23 protein-coding genes are annotated in these 21,781 nt (G+C 42.7%); all 23 read right to left on the bottom strand.

Features of this window, described 5'->3' with window-relative positions:
• Positions 1-29 precede the first annotated feature (29 nt).
• The 23 genes from LRL21_RS19980 to sucC all read right to left on the bottom strand — a co-directional run bounded on the left by LRL21_RS19980 (position 30) and on the right by sucC (position 21,612).
• Entirely contained in the window at positions 30-506 is a 477-nt protein-coding gene (locus LRL21_RS19980; protein ID WP_240417553.1) for a flagellar basal body-associated FliL family protein, read from the bottom strand.
• Entirely contained in the window at positions 507-728 is a 222-nt protein-coding gene (locus LRL21_RS19975) for a flagellar FlbD family protein (RefSeq protein ID WP_240417552.1), read from the bottom strand. It abuts the gene before it with no gap.
• A gap of 59 nt (positions 729-787) precedes the next feature.
• Complete coding sequence (locus LRL21_RS19970) at positions 788-1,624, bottom strand: flagellar hook-basal body complex protein (protein ID WP_240417551.1); 837 nt, start codon at positions 1,622-1,624, stop codon at positions 788-790.
• Between the two features lie 92 nt (positions 1,625-1,716).
• On the bottom strand, positions 1,717-2,094 hold the full coding sequence (locus LRL21_RS19965; protein ID WP_240417550.1) for a TIGR02530 family flagellar biosynthesis protein: 378 nt from the start codon (positions 2,092-2,094) through the stop codon (positions 1,717-1,719).
• The gene (locus LRL21_RS19960; RefSeq protein WP_240417549.1) at positions 2,091-2,558 is read right to left on the bottom strand and encodes a flagellar hook capping FlgD N-terminal domain-containing protein; all 468 of its coding nucleotides are present in this window, start codon (positions 2,556-2,558) and stop codon (positions 2,091-2,093) included. The genes LRL21_RS19965 and LRL21_RS19960 overlap by 4 nt, the downstream gene beginning before the upstream one ends.
• Positions 2,559-2,588: 30 nt before the next feature.
• Entirely contained in the window at positions 2,589-4,202 is a 1,614-nt protein-coding gene (locus tag LRL21_RS19955; protein WP_240417548.1) for a flagellar hook-length control protein FliK, read from the bottom strand.
• A gap of 24 nt (positions 4,203-4,226) precedes the next feature.
• Positions 4,227-5,150, bottom strand: a complete 924-nt coding sequence (locus LRL21_RS19950) for a MotE family protein (protein ID WP_240417547.1) — start codon at positions 5,148-5,150, stop codon at positions 4,227-4,229.
• A 27-nt stretch (positions 5,151-5,177) separates the two neighbouring features.
• The gene (gene fliJ, locus LRL21_RS19945; protein WP_240417546.1) at positions 5,178-5,621 is read right to left on the bottom strand and encodes a flagellar export protein FliJ; all 444 of its coding nucleotides are present in this window, start codon (positions 5,619-5,621) and stop codon (positions 5,178-5,180) included.
• A 6-nt stretch (positions 5,622-5,627) separates the two neighbouring features.
• Positions 5,628-6,947, bottom strand: a complete 1,320-nt coding sequence (fliI, locus tag LRL21_RS19940) for a flagellar protein export ATPase FliI (RefSeq protein WP_240417631.1) — start codon at positions 6,945-6,947, stop codon at positions 5,628-5,630.
• Positions 6,948-6,950: 3 nt separating this feature from the next.
• Positions 6,951-7,781 carry a FliH/SctL family protein gene (locus LRL21_RS19935; RefSeq protein ID WP_420832467.1) on the bottom strand — a complete coding sequence of 277 codons (831 nt, stop codon included), beginning with the start codon at positions 7,779-7,781 and terminating at the stop codon, positions 6,951-6,953.
• Complete coding sequence (fliG, locus tag LRL21_RS19930; protein ID WP_076232739.1) at positions 7,765-8,781, bottom strand: flagellar motor switch protein FliG; 1,017 nt, start codon at positions 8,779-8,781, stop codon at positions 7,765-7,767. The genes LRL21_RS19935 and fliG overlap by 17 nt, the downstream gene beginning before the upstream one ends.
• Positions 8,782-8,793: 12 nt before the next feature.
• Positions 8,794-10,383: a flagellar basal-body MS-ring/collar protein FliF gene (gene fliF, locus LRL21_RS19925; protein WP_240417544.1), complete on the bottom strand. Its 1,590-nt coding sequence runs from the start codon at positions 10,381-10,383 to the stop codon at positions 8,794-8,796.
• Between the two features lie 44 nt (positions 10,384-10,427).
• Positions 10,428-10,730 (bottom strand): flagellar hook-basal body complex protein FliE, encoded by a 303-nt coding sequence (fliE, locus tag LRL21_RS19920; protein ID WP_240417543.1) that lies wholly within the window; start codon positions 10,728-10,730, stop codon positions 10,428-10,430.
• Between the two features lie 29 nt (positions 10,731-10,759).
• Positions 10,760-11,206 (bottom strand): flagellar basal body rod protein FlgC, encoded by a 447-nt coding sequence (gene flgC, locus LRL21_RS19915; RefSeq protein ID WP_240417542.1) that lies wholly within the window; start codon positions 11,204-11,206, stop codon positions 10,760-10,762.
• A 3-nt stretch (positions 11,207-11,209) separates the two neighbouring features.
• A complete protein-coding gene (gene flgB / locus LRL21_RS19910; protein WP_240417541.1) occupies positions 11,210-11,611 on the bottom strand; it encodes a flagellar basal body rod protein FlgB in 402 nt (133 codons plus the stop codon).
• Between the two features lie 220 nt (positions 11,612-11,831).
• Complete coding sequence (codY, locus tag LRL21_RS19905; RefSeq protein WP_240417540.1) at positions 11,832-12,605, bottom strand: GTP-sensing pleiotropic transcriptional regulator CodY; 774 nt, start codon at positions 12,603-12,605, stop codon at positions 11,832-11,834.
• 40 nt (positions 12,606-12,645) lie between these two features.
• Positions 12,646-14,040 (bottom strand): ATP-dependent protease ATPase subunit HslU, encoded by a 1,395-nt coding sequence (hslU, locus tag LRL21_RS19900; RefSeq protein ID WP_240417539.1) that lies wholly within the window; start codon positions 14,038-14,040, stop codon positions 12,646-12,648.
• Between the two features lie 18 nt (positions 14,041-14,058).
• Complete coding sequence (gene hslV, locus LRL21_RS19895; RefSeq protein ID WP_240417538.1) at positions 14,059-14,604, bottom strand: ATP-dependent protease subunit HslV; 546 nt, start codon at positions 14,602-14,604, stop codon at positions 14,059-14,061.
• Between the two features lie 167 nt (positions 14,605-14,771).
• Positions 14,772-16,094 carry an FADH(2)-oxidizing methylenetetrahydrofolate--tRNA-(uracil(54)-C(5))-methyltransferase TrmFO gene (trmFO, locus tag LRL21_RS19890; protein WP_240417537.1) on the bottom strand — a complete coding sequence of 441 codons (1,323 nt, stop codon included), beginning with the start codon at positions 16,092-16,094 and terminating at the stop codon, positions 14,772-14,774.
• A gap of 56 nt (positions 16,095-16,150) precedes the next feature.
• Positions 16,151-18,235, bottom strand: a complete 2,085-nt coding sequence (topA, locus tag LRL21_RS19885) for a type I DNA topoisomerase (protein ID WP_240417536.1) — start codon at positions 18,233-18,235, stop codon at positions 16,151-16,153.
• Between the two features lie 35 nt (positions 18,236-18,270).
• Positions 18,271-19,374: a DNA-processing protein DprA gene (dprA, locus tag LRL21_RS19880; protein ID WP_240417535.1), complete on the bottom strand. Its 1,104-nt coding sequence runs from the start codon at positions 19,372-19,374 to the stop codon at positions 18,271-18,273.
• Between the two features lie 110 nt (positions 19,375-19,484).
• On the bottom strand, positions 19,485-20,414 hold the full coding sequence (gene sucD / locus LRL21_RS19875) for a succinate--CoA ligase subunit alpha (RefSeq protein WP_076232716.1): 930 nt from the start codon (positions 20,412-20,414) through the stop codon (positions 19,485-19,487).
• A 37-nt stretch (positions 20,415-20,451) separates the two neighbouring features.
• Positions 20,452-21,612, bottom strand: a complete 1,161-nt coding sequence (gene sucC / locus LRL21_RS19870) for an ADP-forming succinate--CoA ligase subunit beta (RefSeq protein ID WP_076232713.1) — start codon at positions 21,610-21,612, stop codon at positions 20,452-20,454.
• Positions 21,613-21,781 lie beyond the last annotated feature (169 nt).

Raw genomic sequence — 21,781 nt, 5'->3', positions numbered from 1 at the left:
CCTTCGTACGGCTCAATGTAAGAAAATCATTATTGAAGCACATTATCCGTGATCCAAATTTGTTTGATCTTCCCGAGGGTTAGTAATGGGTTCATTTTATTCATAAGGGTCGAAGTCAAATTATCCAAGCCTTTGCTGCCTTGTACCTGCTCTGGTGTCATATCGGAGAGTGTTTGTACAATAATAGCTTTCATTTTAAAATCAAGCTTTTCAAATTCGTCCTTCGCCTTCGCATTTTCCATTTCAATAGCAAAACTTGCTTTAATAAATCTATTATTAGTTGCAAGATTTGTCAAAATATCTTTTAGGATAACGGTATTGGCTTTCGTTTCTTCCGGTGTCGATTTTTTAGCCTGTTTAACTTCTTTGGCTGAGCTTTGCGCTAACTCCTGTGGATCCTGATTGTTTTTGTCCATATAATTCCATAAAACAAATGCTGCTGTTAAAATCAAGGTTATAGCAATGAGTATAGCAACTACCATTAAAAACATTTTGCTTTTAAACAACTAAGACCCCTCCGAATCGATACTCTTTATTGTTCCAGCAATAGACCCTATCGTTTGCATGTATTGGGTCACAAGCTGGACCACATCCGTCATTGGCTCCAAAACAGTAATTTTTTTACCAGTTATTAAAGTAATGATAGTGTCGGGTGTTTCTTCTATACCTTCAATCAATAATGCATTCACTATAAATTGTTTTCTATTTAAGCGGGTAAGTCTGATCATTGTCAGCCTCCGATTTAAAAATTTAGGGGGAGATTAGCTCCCCCTTACCTTAAGCTGTGTTAATGTTTCAAGTTAACAACTTCCTGCAAAATTTCATCGGATGTCGTAATGATACGGGCATTAGATTGAAAACCACGCTGAGCAACGATCATTTCAGTAAACTCTGCTGTCAAATCAACATTGGACATTTCCAATTGGCCGGAAACAATCGCCCCGGTCCCTCTGGCAGCATCATTAGCAAGTCCAAGGAAATCAGAAATCGGTGTTCCAGAATCATTGGAGTTAGGTGATTGGCGATACAAATTGCCGCCTATCTTTTCAAGACCGGATGGATTTGGAACCTTAACCACACCAATGAAGATACCTGAATTGGCAGTAGCGCCTGTATCATCAACCGTAATAAGCTCACCCGAGTTGGATATTGAAAAAGCCGTTACATTGCCGATATTGTCCAAATCTATGATTGCGCCACCGCTATCTGTTACATACATGCCATCTGAAGTTACCAGTTGGTTATTAGCATCTATAGTGAAATTACCTGCACGGGTCAAGTATGGCTGTTCTTGATCCGGTGTGGCTTTAATAGCAAAGAATCCATCTCCATCAATACGAAGGTCAGTTACCACATTAGTTGTCATCGCACTACCAGGTGTGTGAATCGTATCAACCGCACTGATAGAAACACCTAATCCGATTTGTTTAGCATTGACACCACCCTTTGTTCCATCTATAGAAGGTGTCACACCCGCCACAGTCTGACTCAGAATATCTTTGAACATTACGCGCCCGCCTTTAAAGCCGACCGTATTTACATTCGCGATATTATTTCCGATAACATCCAGCTTTGTTTGAAAACCTCTCATACCGGAAACGCCTGAATATAGTGATCTTAGCATTAATAATTGCCTCCCTATGGGTAATTGCCTTATTATGTTGGTTGCTTCGGTCAATCCACAACCATGGGCTTCCATTACGGTCCAGCCCGATATTACGATATGATGACCGCACTATCAATCTTCGTAAACAAGTTGTCTTTCATAGATGCTTCATCCATAGCAGTCACTACGGTACGATTCTTTATGTTTACAATCAATGCAGTATCATTAATTAACATCAATGAATCCTTTGCACCTTTTAAAGCTGCCTTGTCAATGGCCGCATCAATTTTCGCAATGTGCTCCGGTTGAAACTCAATGCCTCTTTGACGTAATCTCTCTTCGGCATGATGACTAAATTTGACGAGCTTAGTTTGCAAAACATCCTGGAAAGAGCTTTCCTTGCTCTGAACAGCAAGGTCGTTACGCTTGAGCTGAGATGCACGAATACTGCCAGGATACAACTGACCGACAGATATGGGTTGGTTCATTCCTTGACCGCCTCCGGTACCGGATTCGAAATTCTCAAGATTGAATCCAGATTGATTTGCTCATCTTTTATTAGAGCAAATTGAGAACCTTCTTTCATAATGATGGATTCTACAACACCAGTTCCTATTTTTGGCTCTTCATTGGTCTTGGTGCTTGGAATCGACCATTGAACTTCTTTGCCGATCAAAGACGAAGCTAAACCCAATGATTGCCTCATAAGCTTTAATTCCGAGCTCATATTGCTCAACTGCTCAACAGAAGTGAATTGGGCCATTTGCGCAATAAATTCTTTGTCTTTTAAAGGGTCCGTAGGATCTTGGTTTTTCAATTGAGTCATCAGAATTTTTAAAAATTCATCCTTACCCAATTGCCCTTTTTTTTCCGTATCTTTTCCCGCTTTGTCCACGTTACTTTTAGCGTAATACGGATAAATATTTTTCGTGCTTACTGGTGAATCTGACATATTATCACCTCCCAATTATGGTTGCATCTCCTAGGCGGTAATATCGATAGAAGTACTGCCTGACCCATTGGCTGTAGGACTTGTATTCAATTGAGTCTGTAAAGCTTCATCATCTACAGAGGTAATTGAATCGACGCTATTTCCCTTTTGCTGTTTACTGGATTGTTGAGATTGCTGATGTCGCTGCTGTTCCTGAAACATACCGGATTGAAAGGCCTGATTCTGGGATACTTCCAGCTTTTCGACTTGAATGCCTTGACTTTGCAGCGTTGTTCTAAGCTGGGATAGCTGACTTTCGAGCATTTCTTTGCCTAAGGAGCTATCTGCCATAAACTGTGCAATAAGCTGCCCATTGTGCATAGTCAATCTCACATCAACCTGACCTAAATTCTGAGGGTACAAAGAAAGCTTAGCTTCTGTAAAACCATCCTGTTTCGTTTCCAATGTAAAGGACTTGACGACTAGTTGCGTCATTTCTTCTACAAAATTAGGCGCCTGCATCAAAATCACAGGGGGCTTGGTTACAGCTTGCGTATTTTGTACATGTTTCAAAAATTCGTGCATCGGTATGGCTGGCGTTTCATTTGAAGAATCATTTGGCAAATCCACCAAAGGTTCAAACAGCGGACTTTCTGATCCATTGCTATCCACAATTAATTTAGGTTGTATCGATTTGGCCGCTAAAAACTCAAGCTTGGAATTAGCTGTTGGCAGTAAAACCGGAACAGTTTCTTCAACTTTGCTGCCTTTATGCGAGCTAGTTCTAACACCAGCTGCCAAGTTTCCAACAACACGAGCAGTGGGCTTTTCGGTAACGATAGGAGCTTTACTGTCAATGCTCACTGCTTGCTCTGTCATGATAGTAGTATTGACTTGGGCGGCAGTCGGTTGCTGAACTACGGTAGCCATCAGCTTTTGCAGATCATTCAAAGCAGCCTGTACAACCTTCTCAACCTGTGGAGAAGCTGCTTTGTCACCATTTACTTGTAGTAATTGATTAAAGCTCTCCAACAGCTTAACAGCTTCTTCCTTGGCAATTACTTTGTGGGTAATGCCAGCTTTCGTATCTGAGGCTTCATTTGTAGCATTACTCGCTTCGATAGGAACAAACAACAAAGGATTAAGCTCATTATCAGCTGTTGGGTTGTTACTGACCTCGATGAGCTCGGACACTACGGAACTATCATCTTCGGACACTGTTGGCTGCAATTGAGTCTGGTCTGCAACTGCTAAAGGCTGCAACAGCATGATCGCTTGAAGTCCTGCTAACCATGATTGAACATCCGGATTATCTAAAAGATCTGTTACATCTTCCGAATCAGAGCCCAATAATTTAATTAAAGCGTCCAACTGCTGTGCGGAGCCTTTAATCTCTTCATTGCTTAGAACAGATTCGTTGTTTACAGCTCCTAATAATTGGACCAATACATTTAGACCTGTTGATGCAGCCTGATTGGATAATGCATTACCAGCCGACGCTGAACCTGTGAGCAACCCATTTAATGTTGACGAGAAGCCTCCCGTGGCTTGTCCATTTAAAGAATTGGAAGTGCCCGCACCTAAACTGCCACTGGTTGTAGAAGCAGTAGTAGATGAACTACCTGATGAAGTAAGCGGAATTTGGGTTTGTGCTTGGATTTCCATTTTTTTCACCTCCCTTCATATGATCTATTGAATCAGACGAGCAGATATGAGTGCAGCCACTTCTTTAGATTGTTCGGATATTGCTGTAATAATTTTCGACCTCCCTGCACTTTCCATTGAACTTAGAATAGAAATCACCTTATCTGGATTTGCATTTTGCATTTCCATCAAGACAATAGCTGCACTTTTGGGAGTCATATTGGAAAACGTTGCTCCCAAATCATCTTTAGTCAGCTTTTGTGAAGTTTTAGTGTCGGGAACAACGACCTGCTTAAGACGTTCCTGCAAAGCGGCAATTTGTTTGTCCTTGGCCGTTGATTGGTCCTTTAACAATATAGAAGCCTCAGCAGCCTTCTTTGGATCCATTTTCTCCAAAATCTTAACCTTATCATCTGTTTTCATTGAACTCAGGACAAGCACCATTTCAGGGATCGTCAGATTCTCCATGATGGGCGCTGATTTGGATGGAGACATCTTGGCATACATCGTAGCAAGCTGTTGAATCTGTGCTGTATATTCTTCATCAGAAAGAGCTTTGGATTTGGTTTGCTCTTCCAGAGAACTGTTTTTGGATTGCAGCTCTTTAATGGTTTGATCACGCTGAACAACTGCAGCATCGCTCTTCTTCAATTCCTGATCCTTTTGCTCCAACTGCGCACTTAAAGCCTGAACATTTTCTTCAGCCGTTGGTGCAGCCGCCTGTCCAGTTGATGCCTTCTTATCAACAGGCTTGCCATCCGTAGCTTTGGATTTAGGTTCAGGTACAATACTGCTGATTACCGGTATGTTCTTCGCCGTTCGAAGCACGTTGTTCATGACATCATAATCGAAAATGGTAAGTAAAACGCCAAGCAGAACAGCAGTGAATACAAACGGTATCAGAAACCAAATTAAAAACCGTTCCATTCCCCCATACGAGGAGCTTCCTTCCACATCAACATTTGCCATCATCATCGCCTCCTGTCTTCTGCTGTTCTATGACAATCTCCTGAATCGGTTCGTTGCCATCTCGTCTAGCTGCTCTTGTTCTTTTTTCAGCACAGTGGCTGCAAAGCTTTGATGAGCCTTATCTTTGGCTTTACTCCAAATTTTTTCTTCAAGCACTTTACCTGCCAATACATCCTGCTTGGTCACTACAATGCGTTTGGCTCGCTCCAGATCGTTACTTTTCATCTCAATCTGATTACTGACTGTATCCACAAAATGCTGCAGCAGCATAATTTCTGATATGGTTGTTTTGCCTACAGAAGTCGTATGCAGCTTCTCTTGCAGCCCATCCTTTTCGGAACAAAGCACGGACATCGAGGATTCCTCCTCACGCACTTTACCAATCGCTTCAGACAACATCCATTCCGCTTGTGTCTTTTCATTTGCTTTTAAATCAACGATTTTTTGAAAAGCATATTTAAAGCGTCTCATTTAATCTCATCCTTTATAAAATTGTTGGATTAAACTTTCCTGAGCCTGACTGAAGGTTAGCTTCTCATTGACTTTTTGCTTGGTGAAATCCCAAATCGATTGAATATATTCCAAAGAACGATCAATATCCGGATTGGAACCTTTTTGGTACGCCCCTATATTTATGAGATCTTCCGAATCCTTATATATGGACATCAAGCGTTTCAAATTTTCTGCTGCTGACATATGCTCAGAAGTTACAATTTCCTTCATAACCCGACTCACGCTGGATAATACATCAATAGCTGGATAATGACCACGATTGGCAATTGAACGATCCAGAACGATATGTCCATCTAAAATACCACGAACAGCATCTGCAATGGGCTCATTCATATCGTCCCCATCAACGAGAACGGTATAAAATGCTGTAATCGAACCTTTGGGTCCGGTGCCAGATCGTTCCAACAATTTGGGCAGCATGGCGAAGACTGAAGGTGTATATCCTCTTGTAGCTGGCGGCTCACCAACTGCAAGTCCAACTTCACGCTGCGCCATGGCAAACCTTGTCACTGAATCCATCATCATCATGACATTCAGACCACGATCTCTGAAATATTCGGCAATACTCGTTGCAATTAAAGCTCCTTTAATACGAATCAGAGCAGGCTGGTCGGATGTTGCCACGATCACTACGGAACGAGCAAGTCCCTCTGTCCCTAAGTCACGTTCGATAAAATCCAATACTTCACGCCCACGTTCACCTATAAGCGCGATTACATTGACATCAGCAGAAGTATTTCTGGCAATCATGCCCATCAAGGTACTTTTTCCGACACCCGAACCTGCAAAAATCCCAACCCGCTGACCCTTACCTATCGTTAGCAAGCCGTCAATACAACGGACACCTACACTAATAGGATCCAACACCCTTGGTCGTTTCAATGGATTACCAGGTATGTTGTTAGTTGAATACTGTGTCATTCTGGAGGGAAGGAAGGTACCATCCAAAGGCTGACCAAGACCATCCAAAACTTTTCCCAGCAATTCATGCCCCACCTGTACGGTAAGCGGCTTTCCGGTTCCAACAACATCGCAGCCGGGACCTATGGATGTTAGCTCACCCAATGGCATAAGCAGCACTCTGTTGTTCTTGAAACCAACAACCTCAGCCTTTAAGGGTTTATTTGATTTAAATGGATAAATATAACAAACATCACCAATGCTTGCATCCGGACCTTCTGATTCAACGGTCAATCCAATTACCTGAGTAACTTTACCGTTAACTCGAATCGGATCCAGCTGTCTTAAATGTTCAATATATTTAGAAACATTTGGTACCTGCATCATCTACGACCCCTCGCTTTGAACTGCAAGATGTTGTAGCGCATTTTTAATTTCTTTTAACTGGGTATCAATTCTCGCATCAATACTTCCAAACGTTGATCTGACAACACAACCATGATCATGTACAGAAGGATCAGGGATAATCTGCAATTCCGCTTGTGAATCAATGTGCAGAATAAGCTCTTCACGCGCATCCTGAATATAAGGAAATTGTGAAGGTGATACGCAAAGGGTGATAATACCTTTTTCTCTTCTTCTGGCCAGAACGGTTTTAATTAAGTCAGTCACCCATTCGGATTCGACTGTCAGCTGTCTGGAAACAATCTTCTCTGCTATGGAGCAACTCATTTCGATCAGAAACGGCTCTGCCTCTTGTATAATTTGCTGTTTGAGCAAATACGATTGCTCCAATATTGTGGATGACTCCTGCAGCATTTCATTATACTGATTACGAAGCTCAAGCTCTGCCTGTGCGGCTCCTTCTTCGAAGCCCTTTTGATAGCCTTCTTCCTTCAGCTGTGTTTGCAAATCAGCATCATGCTGTCGCTGTTCATTCCACCACAGCTCGATTTCGGCTTGTGCCTGCTGCCTTATAGCTGCTGCTTCATCCATCGCTGCTCTGACCTGCTCTTCGGCAAAAGCTTCTGCATCCTGAAGAATTTGCTCCTTAATTTGAGAAGCTGTTGCCAGCTCTTCTAATTCTTCCTGGGAAAGCTCATCCTCACCATTCGAAGGTTCATCAAAGGGCTTAGGCTGAACAGCAATTTCCACAATTTTCTTCTCTTCCAAAGATACATATTGGGAAATCTTGATGACATTAGACAATAATATCATCTCCTCCACCACGTGCAATGATAATTTCTCCTGATTCTTCTAAACGACGTATGGTAGCCACAATACGTGTCTGTGCTTCCTCTACATCGCGCAATCGAACCGGCCCCATAAACTCCATCTCTTCTCGAAATGTTTCGGACATGCGTTTGGACATATTTTTGAAAATAGCCTCTCGTACTTCCTCACTCGCCACTTTAAGCGCCAGCTGCAGATCTGCATTTTCAATGTCGCGTATGATGCGCTGAATAGAACGATTATCCACATTAACAATATCCTCAAACACAAACATTCGTTTCTTGATCTCTTCGGCCAACTCTGGATCCTGGATTTCAAGAGAGTCCAGAATCGTCCGCTCAGTTCCTCTGTCAACTCCGTTCAAAATCTGAACGATAGCTGATATCCCACCTGCATTGGTGTAATCTTGAGTTACGGTAGCTGACAACTTCTGCTCCAGCACCCGTTCAACCTGACTAATAACCTCTGGTGAGGTACTATCCATCAATGCAATACGTTTTGCCACATCAGCCTGCTTGTCCTGAGGAAGCGAAGAAAGAATGATGGAAGATTGCTCAGGCTGAAGATAGGCCAGTACCAGGGCAATCGTTTGAGAATTCTCATTTTGAATGAAATTCAAAATTTGAGCAGGGTCGGCTTTCCTGGCAAAATCAAAAGGTCTTACTTGCAAGGTTGCCGTTAAACGATTAATGATATCAAGCGCCTTTTGCGAACCCAGTGCTTTCTCAAGTATTTCTTTGGCGTAAGAGATACCACCCTGGGAAATAAATTCCTGAGCAAGACATATTTGATGAAACTCGGACAATATTGATTCTTTTTCTATATTGTCTACTTTTCTAACATTGGCAATTTCCAAAGTTAGCTGCTCGATTTCTTCATCACGAAGATGCTTGAAAATTTGAGCAGAAACCTCCGGTCCCAGGCTTATCAACAGAATAGCTGCTTTTTGACGACCTGATAACCCTTGTTGCTGAACTTTAGCCAAAAAAGCACACCCCTATTCGTCTACTAACCATGTACGAAGCAAATTAACAAATTCTTCCGGCTTTCTTTTGGCCAGGGTTTCGAGTTGCTTACGCACTTGATTATCATTAGTCACATTATCAATATCAATGGTCGGGAATTCCACCTTAGCCGGTTCTAATGCCAATTCTTCTTCAGCTTCACGCTTCAATCTCCGACGTCTTACAAGCAAGTACCCGCCCAGAACTAACAAAGCAAGCGCGAGTCCACCTAAACCACCATATAACAGCATCTCGTTGGAGCTGACAGCTGTTGCATTAGGTCTTGCAAAATTATGTGCAAATACGGTTACTTTTTTAGTCAAGTCTTCGTCAGTCAAAGTTTGCTTGTTATCAGCAAGTGCCGCTCTGACCACGTTCACCAATATGCGTTGTACGGCATCCTTGGTTTCCTGAGTTAATGAATTTGGATCTGCAGGATTAGGTGGTTCAATTCCTACATTTATGGTTAAATCTTTAACAATGTAAGGAGTTGCGACAATGTCATTCGTGATCCGGTTAACTTCATAATTGACTGTCTTTTGAAGCTCCTCGGATTTGGCTGTACCCCCATTGTTGCTGCCAGGATAACCTGGTACATCAGTTTGCCCTGTACCCGGAACGCCAGCAGCAGCCGAACTGCCATCACTGTTATAATTTTTTTGTATTTCTTGAACTGAAATTTCCAACCCTTTTTGATCTACCACATTAGGTGCAGTCACAAGCTGCTGCTTCGTATTGGTTTGATCAAAATTCATGGTAGAAAATACCTGAACAATCACCTTATCTTTTCCAAGCAGGGTAGCCAGCATTTGTTGAACATTCTTTTGGATATCATTTTTGAATTGATTATTGATTTCAAAATTTTGTGTTGCCATGCTAGTGTTGTTGATTTTCCCCTTACCTTTGGAAAACTCCAGCAACTCCCCATTTTGATCGGAAATAGTGATGTTCTCAATCGGCAATCCCTTAATACTGTGAGATACGAGATTGTACATCGTGTCTACTTTGGCCTGATCCAGGCTGTACCCCGTCTTCAAATTTAAGACAACTGAAGCTGTCGCCTTTTCTTTCTCAGCTCCTTTGGGTAAAAACACCGTCTCTTCCGGCAAGCTAATCAACACTTTGGAGCTGCTCACTGCACTGTTGGAGTTAATAAGCTGCTGAAGCTCTCCTTGAATTGCATTCACATATTTAACATTAAACTCTTTGTCCGTTGTTCCAAACGTGCTGTTTTGATTAAAAACCCCGTATCCGATATTTCCGCTTTTGTTGATCCCCTGCGATTCAACAGCCAATTTCACGTTGGCGACCTCGCTACGCGGAACCCCAATACTTTTCCCATCCTCACTAAGCTGATAGGGAATTTTAGCCCCATCCAAGTAAGTTTTGATTGCAGCAGCATCAGTAGCTTGTAAATCCGTATAAGCTAGGGCGTACTCTGTTTTTGAAAAGTTATAGCTAATAATTCCAATCGTTAGTAAAACCAGAACAACTGTTGAAACAAAAGTGATTTTCTGTGTTTTACTAAATTGATTCCAGTATTGGGTTATCTTGCTCCAAAACTGGGTTAGATTCTCATTCACTCTTCCACCCCATCTAAAGACTCAAGCTAAGATTCAAAGTGCTTTTATACTTGCATCCTCATGACTTCCTGATATGCGTCAATCACTTTGTTACGTAATTGCACTGTCAGCTCTAATCCAAGGGATGCCTTCTCTGAAGCAATTATCAACTGATGTACATCAGAAATCTCACCTTTGGCAAATTGTTCATTCAACTGATCAACCTGCTGCTGTTGAGTATTGAGCTTGGTAATTGCATCGGATAAGAAGCTCCCAAACTGGTCGGTCACTTCTGATGCACTCAAGCCTTTAGCAGCAGATTGAGGAACGACGGCTTGCAAAGGCTGGAGCCCTATTTTTTCTATCATGGCGAAGTCCCCTTTCTATAAAATAAATGTTATCTGCCTATTTCCAACGCTTTTGCGATCAATGATTTGGATGCATTGAGTGCAGTTACATTCGCCTCGTAAGAACGGGAAGCAGAAATCATATCTACCATTTCCTTAAGCACGTCAACATTGGGCATCATTAAAAATCCGTTCTCGTCTGCGTCGGGATGCGTCGGGTTGTAAACTTGCTTAAAGGGAGAAGTATCCTCAATAATTTGTGTCACTTTAACTCCTTCTCCAGCGGCATTGGTTTTTGCATTTTGGAGAGCTTGCTCAAACGAAGGCTTCTTTGGCTCAATAGTAACCAGCTTCCTTTGATAAGGCACCCATTTCCCATTGACTAGTTTAGCTCTTGTAGAGTCCGCATTGGCGATGTTAGAAGATATAACATCCATTCGGAATCGTTGCGCCGTTAATGCAGAGGAGCTAATATCAAACCCGTTAGTAAGCTTCATTGGTTACCCTCTCCCTTGAATTGCCGTTCTTGCCTTTTTAATATCATTGCTAACCTGTTGAATCATCACATTGTAACGCAGTTGGTTTTTAGCCATTAAAGACATCTCCGCATCAATATCCACATTGTTTAAATTGTTATTGATCGTTAGTTGCTTGTCTTTGACAATCTGCGGTTCTATTCCGGCTGGGCGCCCGATATAAAAATGTTTAGGATTCGTTCTATACCCTTCAAAAGAAGAAACGTTCAATTCCTGCTGCAATAACTCTTCAAAACGCACCTCTGATTTTTTGAAATACGGAGTATCTGCATTAGCCACATTATCAGCGATGACACGATGGCGTATTGTTGCAGCGTCCAAAGATCGTTCCATTTGATTAAAGCCGGCCTTATTAAGAATATCCATGTTGGTTCCTACCTTTTTTCGGTAATGTTAAATTGTACTATTCAACAAGTCTAATACATATTCCTCCTTTTCTCGACATATTAATCGAAATAAAATATAACAAATTTCGTTGATAATCATAGTAAAAGAGACCTATAACTATATTGATGATATTTGGGAATTATTACAATGAGAAAAAAGCCCTATATTTTAGATATAGGGCTTAAAACCTGTAATTTAACTATAACTTTATACTTTGCAATCCGGTCATCAATTGATCATTAAGAACACGAATATAGGTGCCTTTCATACCTAAGGATCTCGTCTCAATAACCCCGGCACTTTCGAGTTTTCTCATCGCATTCACTATCACAGATCTTGTTATTCCGACACGATCCGCTATTTTACTTGCGACAAGGAGCCCCTCGCTTCCTTCCAATTGCTCAAAAATATGTTCAACTGCTTCGAGTTCACTGAACGAGAGTGAACCAACAGCGACCTGTACAACCGCTTTGCTGCGAGTTTCTACCTCTATCTGCTCTGCTTTTTCATGCAGGATTTCCATCGCTACTACGGTTGAGCCATATTCAGCCAATATGAGATCATCATCAATAAACGCATGGTTCCAGCGAGTCAAAATCAAGGTGCCCAATCTTTCACCGCCCCCTATGACAGGTACAATGGTAATGAAGATATTCGCCGCGGATGCCTCTTCGCCGAAAACATGATATTCACTTTCCGCGCCCATATTCGATGAAGTTTCGTTAATTTTGAGCAATAATTGATTATAATCTTCCGGAAATCGGTTCTCACTGCCAAGCGTTGCGGACAATATTTCATCCTGAACATCCGTATCGAATGCTCTGCCCAGAACCTTGCCCTTACGACTAACTACATATATATTGGCATGCAGAATGTCACTCAGCACACTCGCCATATTCAGAAAACTGACGGGATTCCCCGCTTCTTTTTGCAGTAATCTGTTCAAGGTTCGTGTTTTTTCTAATAATGTCATGAAACTGCCTCCCAGTGCGTCCAACGGTTATAATAAATGTTTATAAAATGTATTGGCTCAGATCTCGGTTTTGGACAATATCCGAAAGCTTCTCTCTTACATATTCCGGAGTAATAAGAATTTGTTCAAGCGTGATTTCTGGAGCTTCGAAGGACAAATCCTCCAGTAATTTTTCAAGTATGGTGTGTAAACGTCTGGCCCCGATATTGTCTGTGTTCTGATTAACCTCTGCGGCAATACGAGCAATTTCTTCAATTGCAGCATCAGAAAAATTGACCTGGATACCTTCGGTTTCCAAAAGAGCCGTATACTGCTTTGTTAATGAGTATTGCGGTTCTTTTAAAATGAGTATAAAGTCCTGCTCGGTTAAGCTGCTTAATTCCACCCGAATCGGAAATCTCCCTTGAAGTTCAGGAATTAAATCGGACGGTTTGGCAATATGAAAAGCACCAGCAGCAATAAAGAGAATATAATCGGTTTGAACCGGGCCGTATTTGGTCATTACTGTAGACCCTTCAACGATAGGCAGTATATCTCTCTGCACACCTTCCCGTGAAACATCAGGACCACTGCCGCGGCCGGAGCTGCAGATCTTATCGATTTCATCTATAAATATAATCCCAAGCTGTTCGACACGCAGGATCGCTTCCTGTATGACCTCATCCATTTCCAACAGCTTTTGGGCTTCTTCCTGTGTCAATACTTTTCTGGCTTCCTTGATGGTCAGCTTACGTTTTTTCATTTTCTTGGGCATCAAGCTTCCAAACATTTCCTGCATATTCATTCCGGACTGCTCATTTCCCTGACCCGATAACATATCCAGCATATTCGGTGCACTATCTTCCACTTCAATCTCTATTGTCTTATCTTCAAGAAGACCTTTCAGCAGCTGCTCCTTTAGCTCCTGCTTGCGGGAAATCACATTATAATCTTCTTCTTGTTCCTGCGGCTCCGAGTTTCCGGCATTGCCAAATAACATTTCCAAAGGGTTACGTTGTGTTTTCTGCTTATTGGTTCCTGGTATTAAAATAGAAACAATCCGATCATTTGCCATCTGTTCCGCTTTATCTTTTAATTTCTCAGTGCGCTCAGCTTTGACAATGCGAATCGAAGTCTCAACCAAATCTCTGACCATCGCTTCAACATCACGTCCAACATAACCAACCTCGGTAAACTTGGTCGCTTCGACTTTAACAAAGGGAGCATTGACCAGTTTGGCTAAACGTCTGGCAATCTCTGTTTTACCGACTCCTGTAGGTCCAATCATTAAAATGTTTTTAGGCACAATTTCGTTCTTTATGGATTCATCAAGCAAGCTACGGCGATACCGATTACGAAGAGCGACAGCAACCGATTTTTTGGCATTTTTTTGACCTATAATGTACTGGTCTAACTTGGCGACCACCTCTCTGGGGGTCAAAGCTGTATGCTTCAAGAGAATACCTCCCTCATCCTATTCGATTTCTTCCACTATAATGTTGTGATTGGTAAACACACATATCTCAGCAGCCATGGTTAAAGCAGCCTGCGCAATTTCCTTAGCACTCATTTGAGGAGCATAACGATGAAGCGCACGTCCAGCCGCCAGCGCAAAAGAGCCGCCTGAACCAATTGCCAAGATCCCGTCATCAGGCTCAATAATTTCACCATTCCCCGAAATCAAAAGTACATAATGGGCATCCATTACGATCATCATCGCTTCCAGCCTGCGCAGCACACGGTCAGACCGCCATTCCTTGGCAAGCTCTACAGCAGCCCGTTGAAGATTGCCTTGATGCTCCTCAAGCTTGGCTTCGAACTTTTCAAATAAAGTAATCGCATCCGCAACACTTCCTGCAAAACCTGCTACCACCTTGCCACGGTACAGTCTTCTCACTTTTTTTGCTGAATTTTTCATGACCATGCTATTACCGAAAGTTACTTGTCCATCTCCGGCAATCGCACCTTTACCTTGATGCTTAATAGCAAAAATCGTTGTTGCATGAAAGGTTTGCTCCATCCAAAACCTACCTCCAGAAAGTAAACTTTAAACCAGGATCATACAATAGAAAAACCTCGATCGAGTCGCATAAAATCAGGCAGCCGCGATAAGAGGTTCATGTATTCACGATATTATCTTATTTAAATAAGCCCAAAACTTATATTATCATAGTACCGCTTTTCGATTCAAGTTAAATTGTATTCGTTTTGTGAAAAATTCTGAATTTTCTCAATAGCACGCTGAGCAATTTTTTCATTTTTAAGCTTTTTGCTTTTAAATCGTTCACCCAAAAGCGGCAAAAGTCCAAAATTGGCATTCATCGGTTGAAAATGATTGAAATCTGCAGTAGTTATATAATTAGCCATACTGCCCAGTGTCGTATCCAGCGGTAATACCACACATTCTTTACCTTTTGCAAAACGTCCTGCATTTATTCCCGCAATTAATCCGGAGGCTGCAGACTCAACATAGCCTTCAACACCGGTCATCTGACCTGCAAAAAACAAATTGTCCCTGTTGACGAACTGATAGGTTGGCTTCAGCAGCTTGGGAGAATTAATAAAAGTATTGCGATGCATCACACCGTAACGGACAAACTCCGCATTTTCCAATCCGGGGATTAACGAAAACACCCGTTTTTGCTCTCCCCATTTTAAGTGGGTTTGAAACCCAACCATATTGTATAAGGTTCCTGCGGCATTATCCTGACGTAATTGAACGACAGCATACGGAAGCTCATTTGTGTGCGGATTGATCAAACCTACCGGCTTCATAGGGCCGAATAATGCCGTTTGCTTGCCTCTTTGTGACATGACCTCTATGGGCATACAGCCTTCAAAATAAATCTCTTTTTCAAAATCTTTGATCGGCGCTACCTCTGCTGACACAAGAGCATCATGAAAAATATTAAACTCTTCCTCAGTCATGGGACAGTTCAGATAAGCAGCTTCTCCTTTATCGTAGCGAGATGCCAGATATACCTTGCTCATATCAATGGAATCCTTCTCGATGATAGGAGCGGCAGCATCATAAAAATATAGATATTCTTCCCCCATCAGCTGCTGCAGATGTGCAGAAAGCGATGGTGATGTCAGCGGGCCTGTTGCCACTACTGTTATCCCCTCAGGCAGCGATTCCAGCTCTGCATTCCGCACCTCAATCAGCGGATGATTGCGCAGCAAGGAGGTTACTTCCCCTGAGAAACCATCACGATCCACAGCCAGCGCCCCGCCAGCAGGAACCGCATGCTTGTCGGCACAACGAAGGATCAACGAATTAAGGTGACGCATTTCTTCCTTTAATACACCTACAGCGTTAGCTAGCCCATTTGCTCTAAGTGAATTGCTGCATACCAATTCAGCAAACTGATCCGAAATATGAGCAGGTGTTTTCTTCACAGGACGCATTTCGTATAAAATAACAGGGACGCCTTGATTAGCAATTTGCCAAGCAGCTTCACTGCCAGCCAAGCCAGCCCCGATTACGGTAACACTTGGTAATTCTGACACAATAAAATCCTCCTACGATTATCTTTCGAAATTGAATACGCCAATAGAGCGATTAATTAATCATTTTCCTGAATCTCTTCTTTAAAATCACACTGAACACATTGATGAAAAACACCGTTCTTGTTTCTTTTTTCGATCAGCATGGAACCACATTTGGGACAAGGTTGCTCCACTGGCTTATCCCAGGAAACGAATTCACAGGTAGGGTATTGGTCACAGCCATAAAAAATTCTACCTTTTTTACTGCGGCGTTCAATGATATGACCCTCCTTACAGGTTGGACAGATCACCCCGATGTCCTTCACAATGGGTTTCGTATTCCGACAGTCAGGGAAACCCGAGCAAGCAAGGAACTTTCCAAATCTCCCCATTTTATATACGAGATGAAGCCCACACTTTTCGCAAATTTCATCCGAGACTTCATCTTTGATTTCGATTTTTTCCATTTCTTCTTCAGCAAATTCCAGCCGTTTTTCGAAGGATTCATAAAAATCTCCGAGTACCTTGACCCAGTTCTCAGTTCCACCTTCAACATTGTCAAGCTCACCTTCCATGTGAGCTGTAAACTCGATATCCAGAATCTCAGGAAAATACTCAATCATTTGCTGGATGACCAGTTCACCAAGCTCCGTAGGAACAAACTTCTTCTCATCAATGGCTACATAGCCGCGCTTCTGAATCGTCTCCAGCGTCGGTGCATATGTACTTGGCCGACCGATTCCCATCTCTTCCAGAGCCCTTACCAATCGCGCTTCTGTATAACGCGGGGGAGGCTGTGTAAAGTGCTGCTTAGGCTCAAGTTGATTCTTCTTCAGCTTATCTCCCTTTTGCAATGGGGGAAGCAGCTTGTCTTCTTCTGTCGTACCATCATCGTTGCCTTCAACATATACTTTCATAAAACCGGGAAATTTCATTTTGGATCCTGCTGCACGAAACACAGCATCACCTGCAGAGATATCCACAGTCATTGTATCGAGAATGGCTGAAGCCATTTGGCTGGCTATGAATCGTTCCCAGACAAGCTTATACAAACGATGCTGATCACGACTCAAGTGCTCTTTCATCTGATCAGGCTCCCGCAATATAGAGCTGGGGCGGATCGCTTCATGCGCATCCTGGGCATTAGCTGCTTTCTTGATATATACACGGGGTGTTTCCGGATAAAAAGCTTCCCCATATTTGTTCATAATAAATTCCTTGGCTTCTTCTTGAGCAATTGGCGAAACTCTAGTTGAGTCTGTACGCATGTAAGTAATTAAACCTACTGTTCCTTCACTCCCGAGTTCTATACCTTCATATAATTGTTGAGCTACCGACATCGTTTTGGATGCACGGAAGTTCAGCTTACGGGCAGCTTCCTGCTGCAAGGAGCTCGTAATAAAAGGAGGCGACGGATTACGCAAGCGCTCTTTTTCTTTAACCTCTTGGATCACATACTTGGCTTTTTCCAAGCCTTTTAGGATTTCATTCACTTCTTGCTCATTATTCAGTTCTTTCTTTTCACCATGTATACTATGAAACTTGGCTTCAAACTCGCTGGTACCAGCTAAAAGCTTTGCGGTGATGGACCAATATTCTTCAGGAACAAATGCTTTTACTTCATTTTCACGATCGAAAATAAGCTTTACGGCTACAGATTGAACCCGTCCGGCAGACAAGCCTTTTTTAACCTTTTTCCAGAGCAGCGGACTGATTTTGTAACCAACAAGGCGATCCAGAATACGGCGGGCCTGTTGGGCATTAACAAGATCAAGATCGATCTTACGTGGTGTTTTAAAAGCATCCTTGACTGCTTGCTTAGTTATCTCATTAAATACAACTCGGCACTCTTCTGCCTCATCCAACTCCAAATAGTGAGCCAGATGCCAAGCGATCGCTTCACCTTCACGATCCGGGTCAGCTGCGAGATAAACTCTTTTCACTTTTTTTCGGGCATCTTTAAGTTCTTTAAGAATTGAGCCTTTTCCGCGGATCGTAATGTATTTAGGTTCAAAATTATTATTTATTTCAACACCAATTTGGCTTTTCGGAAGATCACGTATATGGCCCATTGATGCTTTTACAATAAACTTGCTGCCTAAGTACTTGCCGATTGTTTTGGCTTTTGCGGGTGACTCCACAATGACTAAAGAATCTGCCATAAGCGTCCTTCCCCCCTCAATTTTGATATATATATTTAACAAATAGCGTATAGAGAACCTGGTAATTGTTCCACGCGCTTAGTCAATAGTAAATTTAACAGAACTGCGTGCAAATGTCCAAAGGTAAATTGACTTCCCGCTAGCAGTTCATCAATACTTAAGGGCCTTTGCTGCAGAAGCTTCGTAATGATTTGTTCATCTACTGACAGCTTTTGCGGTTCTTCCTGTTCATGCTTACTATGTCTCGTCGGGTCTGATGTTATCCGATGACGGTATTCCTCCAAGATATCCTCTACACAGCTGACGAGCTTGGCACCTTGCTTAATGAGCGCGAGAGTACCTTGGCTTTTGGGTGAAGATACGGGACCAGGAATCGCAAACACATCACGTGATTCTTCCAAAGCCTGGTCAGCTGTAATGAGTGAACCGCTTTTGAGTGCTGCTTCTACGACAACAATGCCAAAGCTCAAGCCGGCAATAATCCGATTTCGCTGCGGAAACATCCCGGGATGTGATTTGGTGCCGAGCGGGTATTCACTTACCAGTAAGCCTTGCTCGGCTATCCTCACATAAAGCGACTTATTCTCGGGAGGATAAATGTGATCAATACCACATCCCAACACTGCGATCGTACTGCCTTTTTGGCGAAGAGCACCCACATGTGCTGAACTGTCAATCCCTCTGGCCAATCCGCTGATCACGCATACATGTGCAGCAGACAGCTCCTCAGAAAATTGCTCTGCGATTTTACGGCCGTATACAGTCGGATTTCGTGTTCCTACTATTCCTATACTTGGCGAATTTAATAATTCTAAACGTCCTCGAACATAAAGAACCCAAGGCGGTTCGGACGTTTGCTTCAATAAATAGGGGTAACCGGCGTCAAATATCGTAATAATCTCAATTTGTCTGCACCGATACTTGTCCATTACTTCCTCTACCCGCTCCGCCGTTGCTTCCATAAAAGCTTTTGCAACAGCGTTGGCTCTGGCTTCTGTAAGCCCCAGCCGCACCCAATCAGCAGGTGTTACATGCACAGCCTCGATTAATTCAGCATAAAGACTGACGATCCGTAAAATGGTTTTCCAGCCTATCGCATCGGCTTGATGCAGCATGATAAGTAGGGTTCGATTGTCCATAGTATATATCACTCCTCCATTGAGAACAACTTTTGGTCTGTCTGGTATACAAAAAAGCCTCCTAATCCCGTTAAGGAGTAGAAGGCTTCTTGCCTATTTCTCGATATTTATTATTTGGTGATGCATTTTTCCAAAAGTCCTTTTTCTTCCAAAACACTGACTAAAGTAGAACCCATTTCAGAAGGGGTTGGGGCTACTTTAAGTCCGCAGCGCTCCATGGTTGCTACTTTTTCAGCTGCTGTTCCTTTACCACCGGAAATGATTGCACCTGCATGGCCCATTCTTTTTCCTGGAGGAGCCGTTTGACCACCGATAAAACCTACAACCGGTTTCGTCATATTAGCCGCGATCCATTCAGCTGCTTCTTCTTCAGCTGTTCCACCGATTTCACCAATCATGATAACGGCATACGTATCTGGATCGTCATTGAACAATCGTAAAATATCAATGAACTCGGAGCCTTTAACAGGGTCTCCACCGATACCAACAGCTGACGATTGACCAATACCACGTGTTGTCAATTGATGAACAGCCTCGTAAGTCAATGTTCCACTACGGGAAACAACGCCTACGTGACCTGGTGTATGGATGTATCCTGGCATGATACCAATTTTGCATTCACCTGGTGTAATTACGCCTGGGCAGTTAGGACCGATTAAGCGAGTTTTCTTGCCTTCCAGGTAACGTGCTACTTTTACCATGTCCAGTACCGGAATACCTTCAGTGATACAAATAACCAATTCCAGCTCGGCATCGATAGCTTCCAAAATAGCATCTGCCGCAAAAGCAGGAGGTACATAAATAACGGAAACTGTCGCGCCTGTTGCTTTTTGAGCTTCGACTACAGTATTAAATACAGGAAGGGAAGCGGTAGTGCCATTTTCCAATTCGATATCAATCTTCGTTCCGCCCTTACCCGGTGTTACACCGCCAACCATTTGTGTTCCGTAATCAAGACCACCCTTAGTGTGGAACATACCTACGGAGCCAGTGATCCCTTGAGTGATAACTTTTGTATCCTTATTTACTAAAATACTCATTTGGTATAGGTCACATCCCTTGATTAATTAATTATGATTAGGAAACCAGAGCCACGATTTTTTGCGCACCATCCGCCATCGAGTCAGCTGTTACGATATTCAAACCGGATTCATTCAAGATTTTTTTGCCGAGCTCAACGTTAGTACCTTCCAAACGAACCACAAGCGGACGCGTCAGGCCTAATTGCTTGGCAGCTTCAACAACACCATTGGCGATAATATCGCATTTCATAATACCACCGAAGATATTTACGAAAATACCTTTAACTGCTTCGTCGGAAAGGATGATTTTGAACGCTTCTGTAACCTTCTCTGTTGTTGCACCGCCCCCTACGTCTAGGAAGTTGGCCGGATTTCCGCCATAATATTTAATAATATCCATTGTTGCCATGGCAAGACCTGCACCATTGACCATACAACCGATGTTTCCTTCTAGTGCAATATAGCTCAGATCATATTTGGAAGCCTGAATTTCCTTCTCATCTTCTTCTTCAAGGTCACGAAGCTCCAAAATATCTTTATGACGATACAAAGCATTGGAATCAAAATTAAGCTTAGCATCAAGTGCCATCACATCTCCGCTGCCTGTTACTACCAACGGATTGATTTCTGCAATGGAGCAATCTTTATCAACAAACGCAGTGTATAAGGCAACCATGAACTTCACGGCTTTATTAACCAATTCATTAGGAATCTTGATGGCATAAGCAAGCTTACGTGCCTGGAATGCTTGCAAGCCAATAGCTGGATCAATAACTTCTTTAAAGATTTTTTCAGGGGAATGCTCGGCTACTTCCTCGATCTCTGTGCCGCCTTCTTCAGACGCCATCATAACTACGCGTCCAGTTTCGCGGTCAACAACGACCCCAATGTAATATTCTTTTTTAATGTCACAGCCTTCTTCAATTAAAAGACGCTTGACTTCCTTACCCTCGGGACCTGTCTGATGAGTAACCAGAACTTTGCCCAGGATCTGTTCCGCATATGTACGAACCTCGTCCAAGCCTTTGGCTACTTTAACGCCGCCTGCTTTACCGCGTCCGCCTGCATGAATCTGTGCCTTAACGACAACGACTGGAGTTCCGAGTTGTTGTGCAGCCTCAACCGCTTCTTCCACTGTAAAAGCAACCTTCCCATTAGGGACGGCAACTCCGTATTGCTTCAGCAACTGTTTGCCTTGATACTCATGGATATTCATTTAGCAAAATCCTCCTATCAGTAATAGCTTGCCAATTTCTATATAAGCAAGAACTGCAGCGAATGTGCAAGCTCCTCATCAAACGAAGGAAATATTCGCTGTGATGCATACAAAATCCTGCCGAGTGCAGACAACTCAACAAAACCTTAACCATTGTACCATTATTTTT

The sequence above is a fragment of the Paenibacillus periandrae genome, assembly GCF_022458865.1.
GTDB lineage: Bacteria > Bacillota > Bacilli > Paenibacillales > NBRC-103111 > Paenibacillus_S > Paenibacillus_S periandrae.
This window is presented reverse-complemented; position numbering and strand designations above follow the sequence as displayed.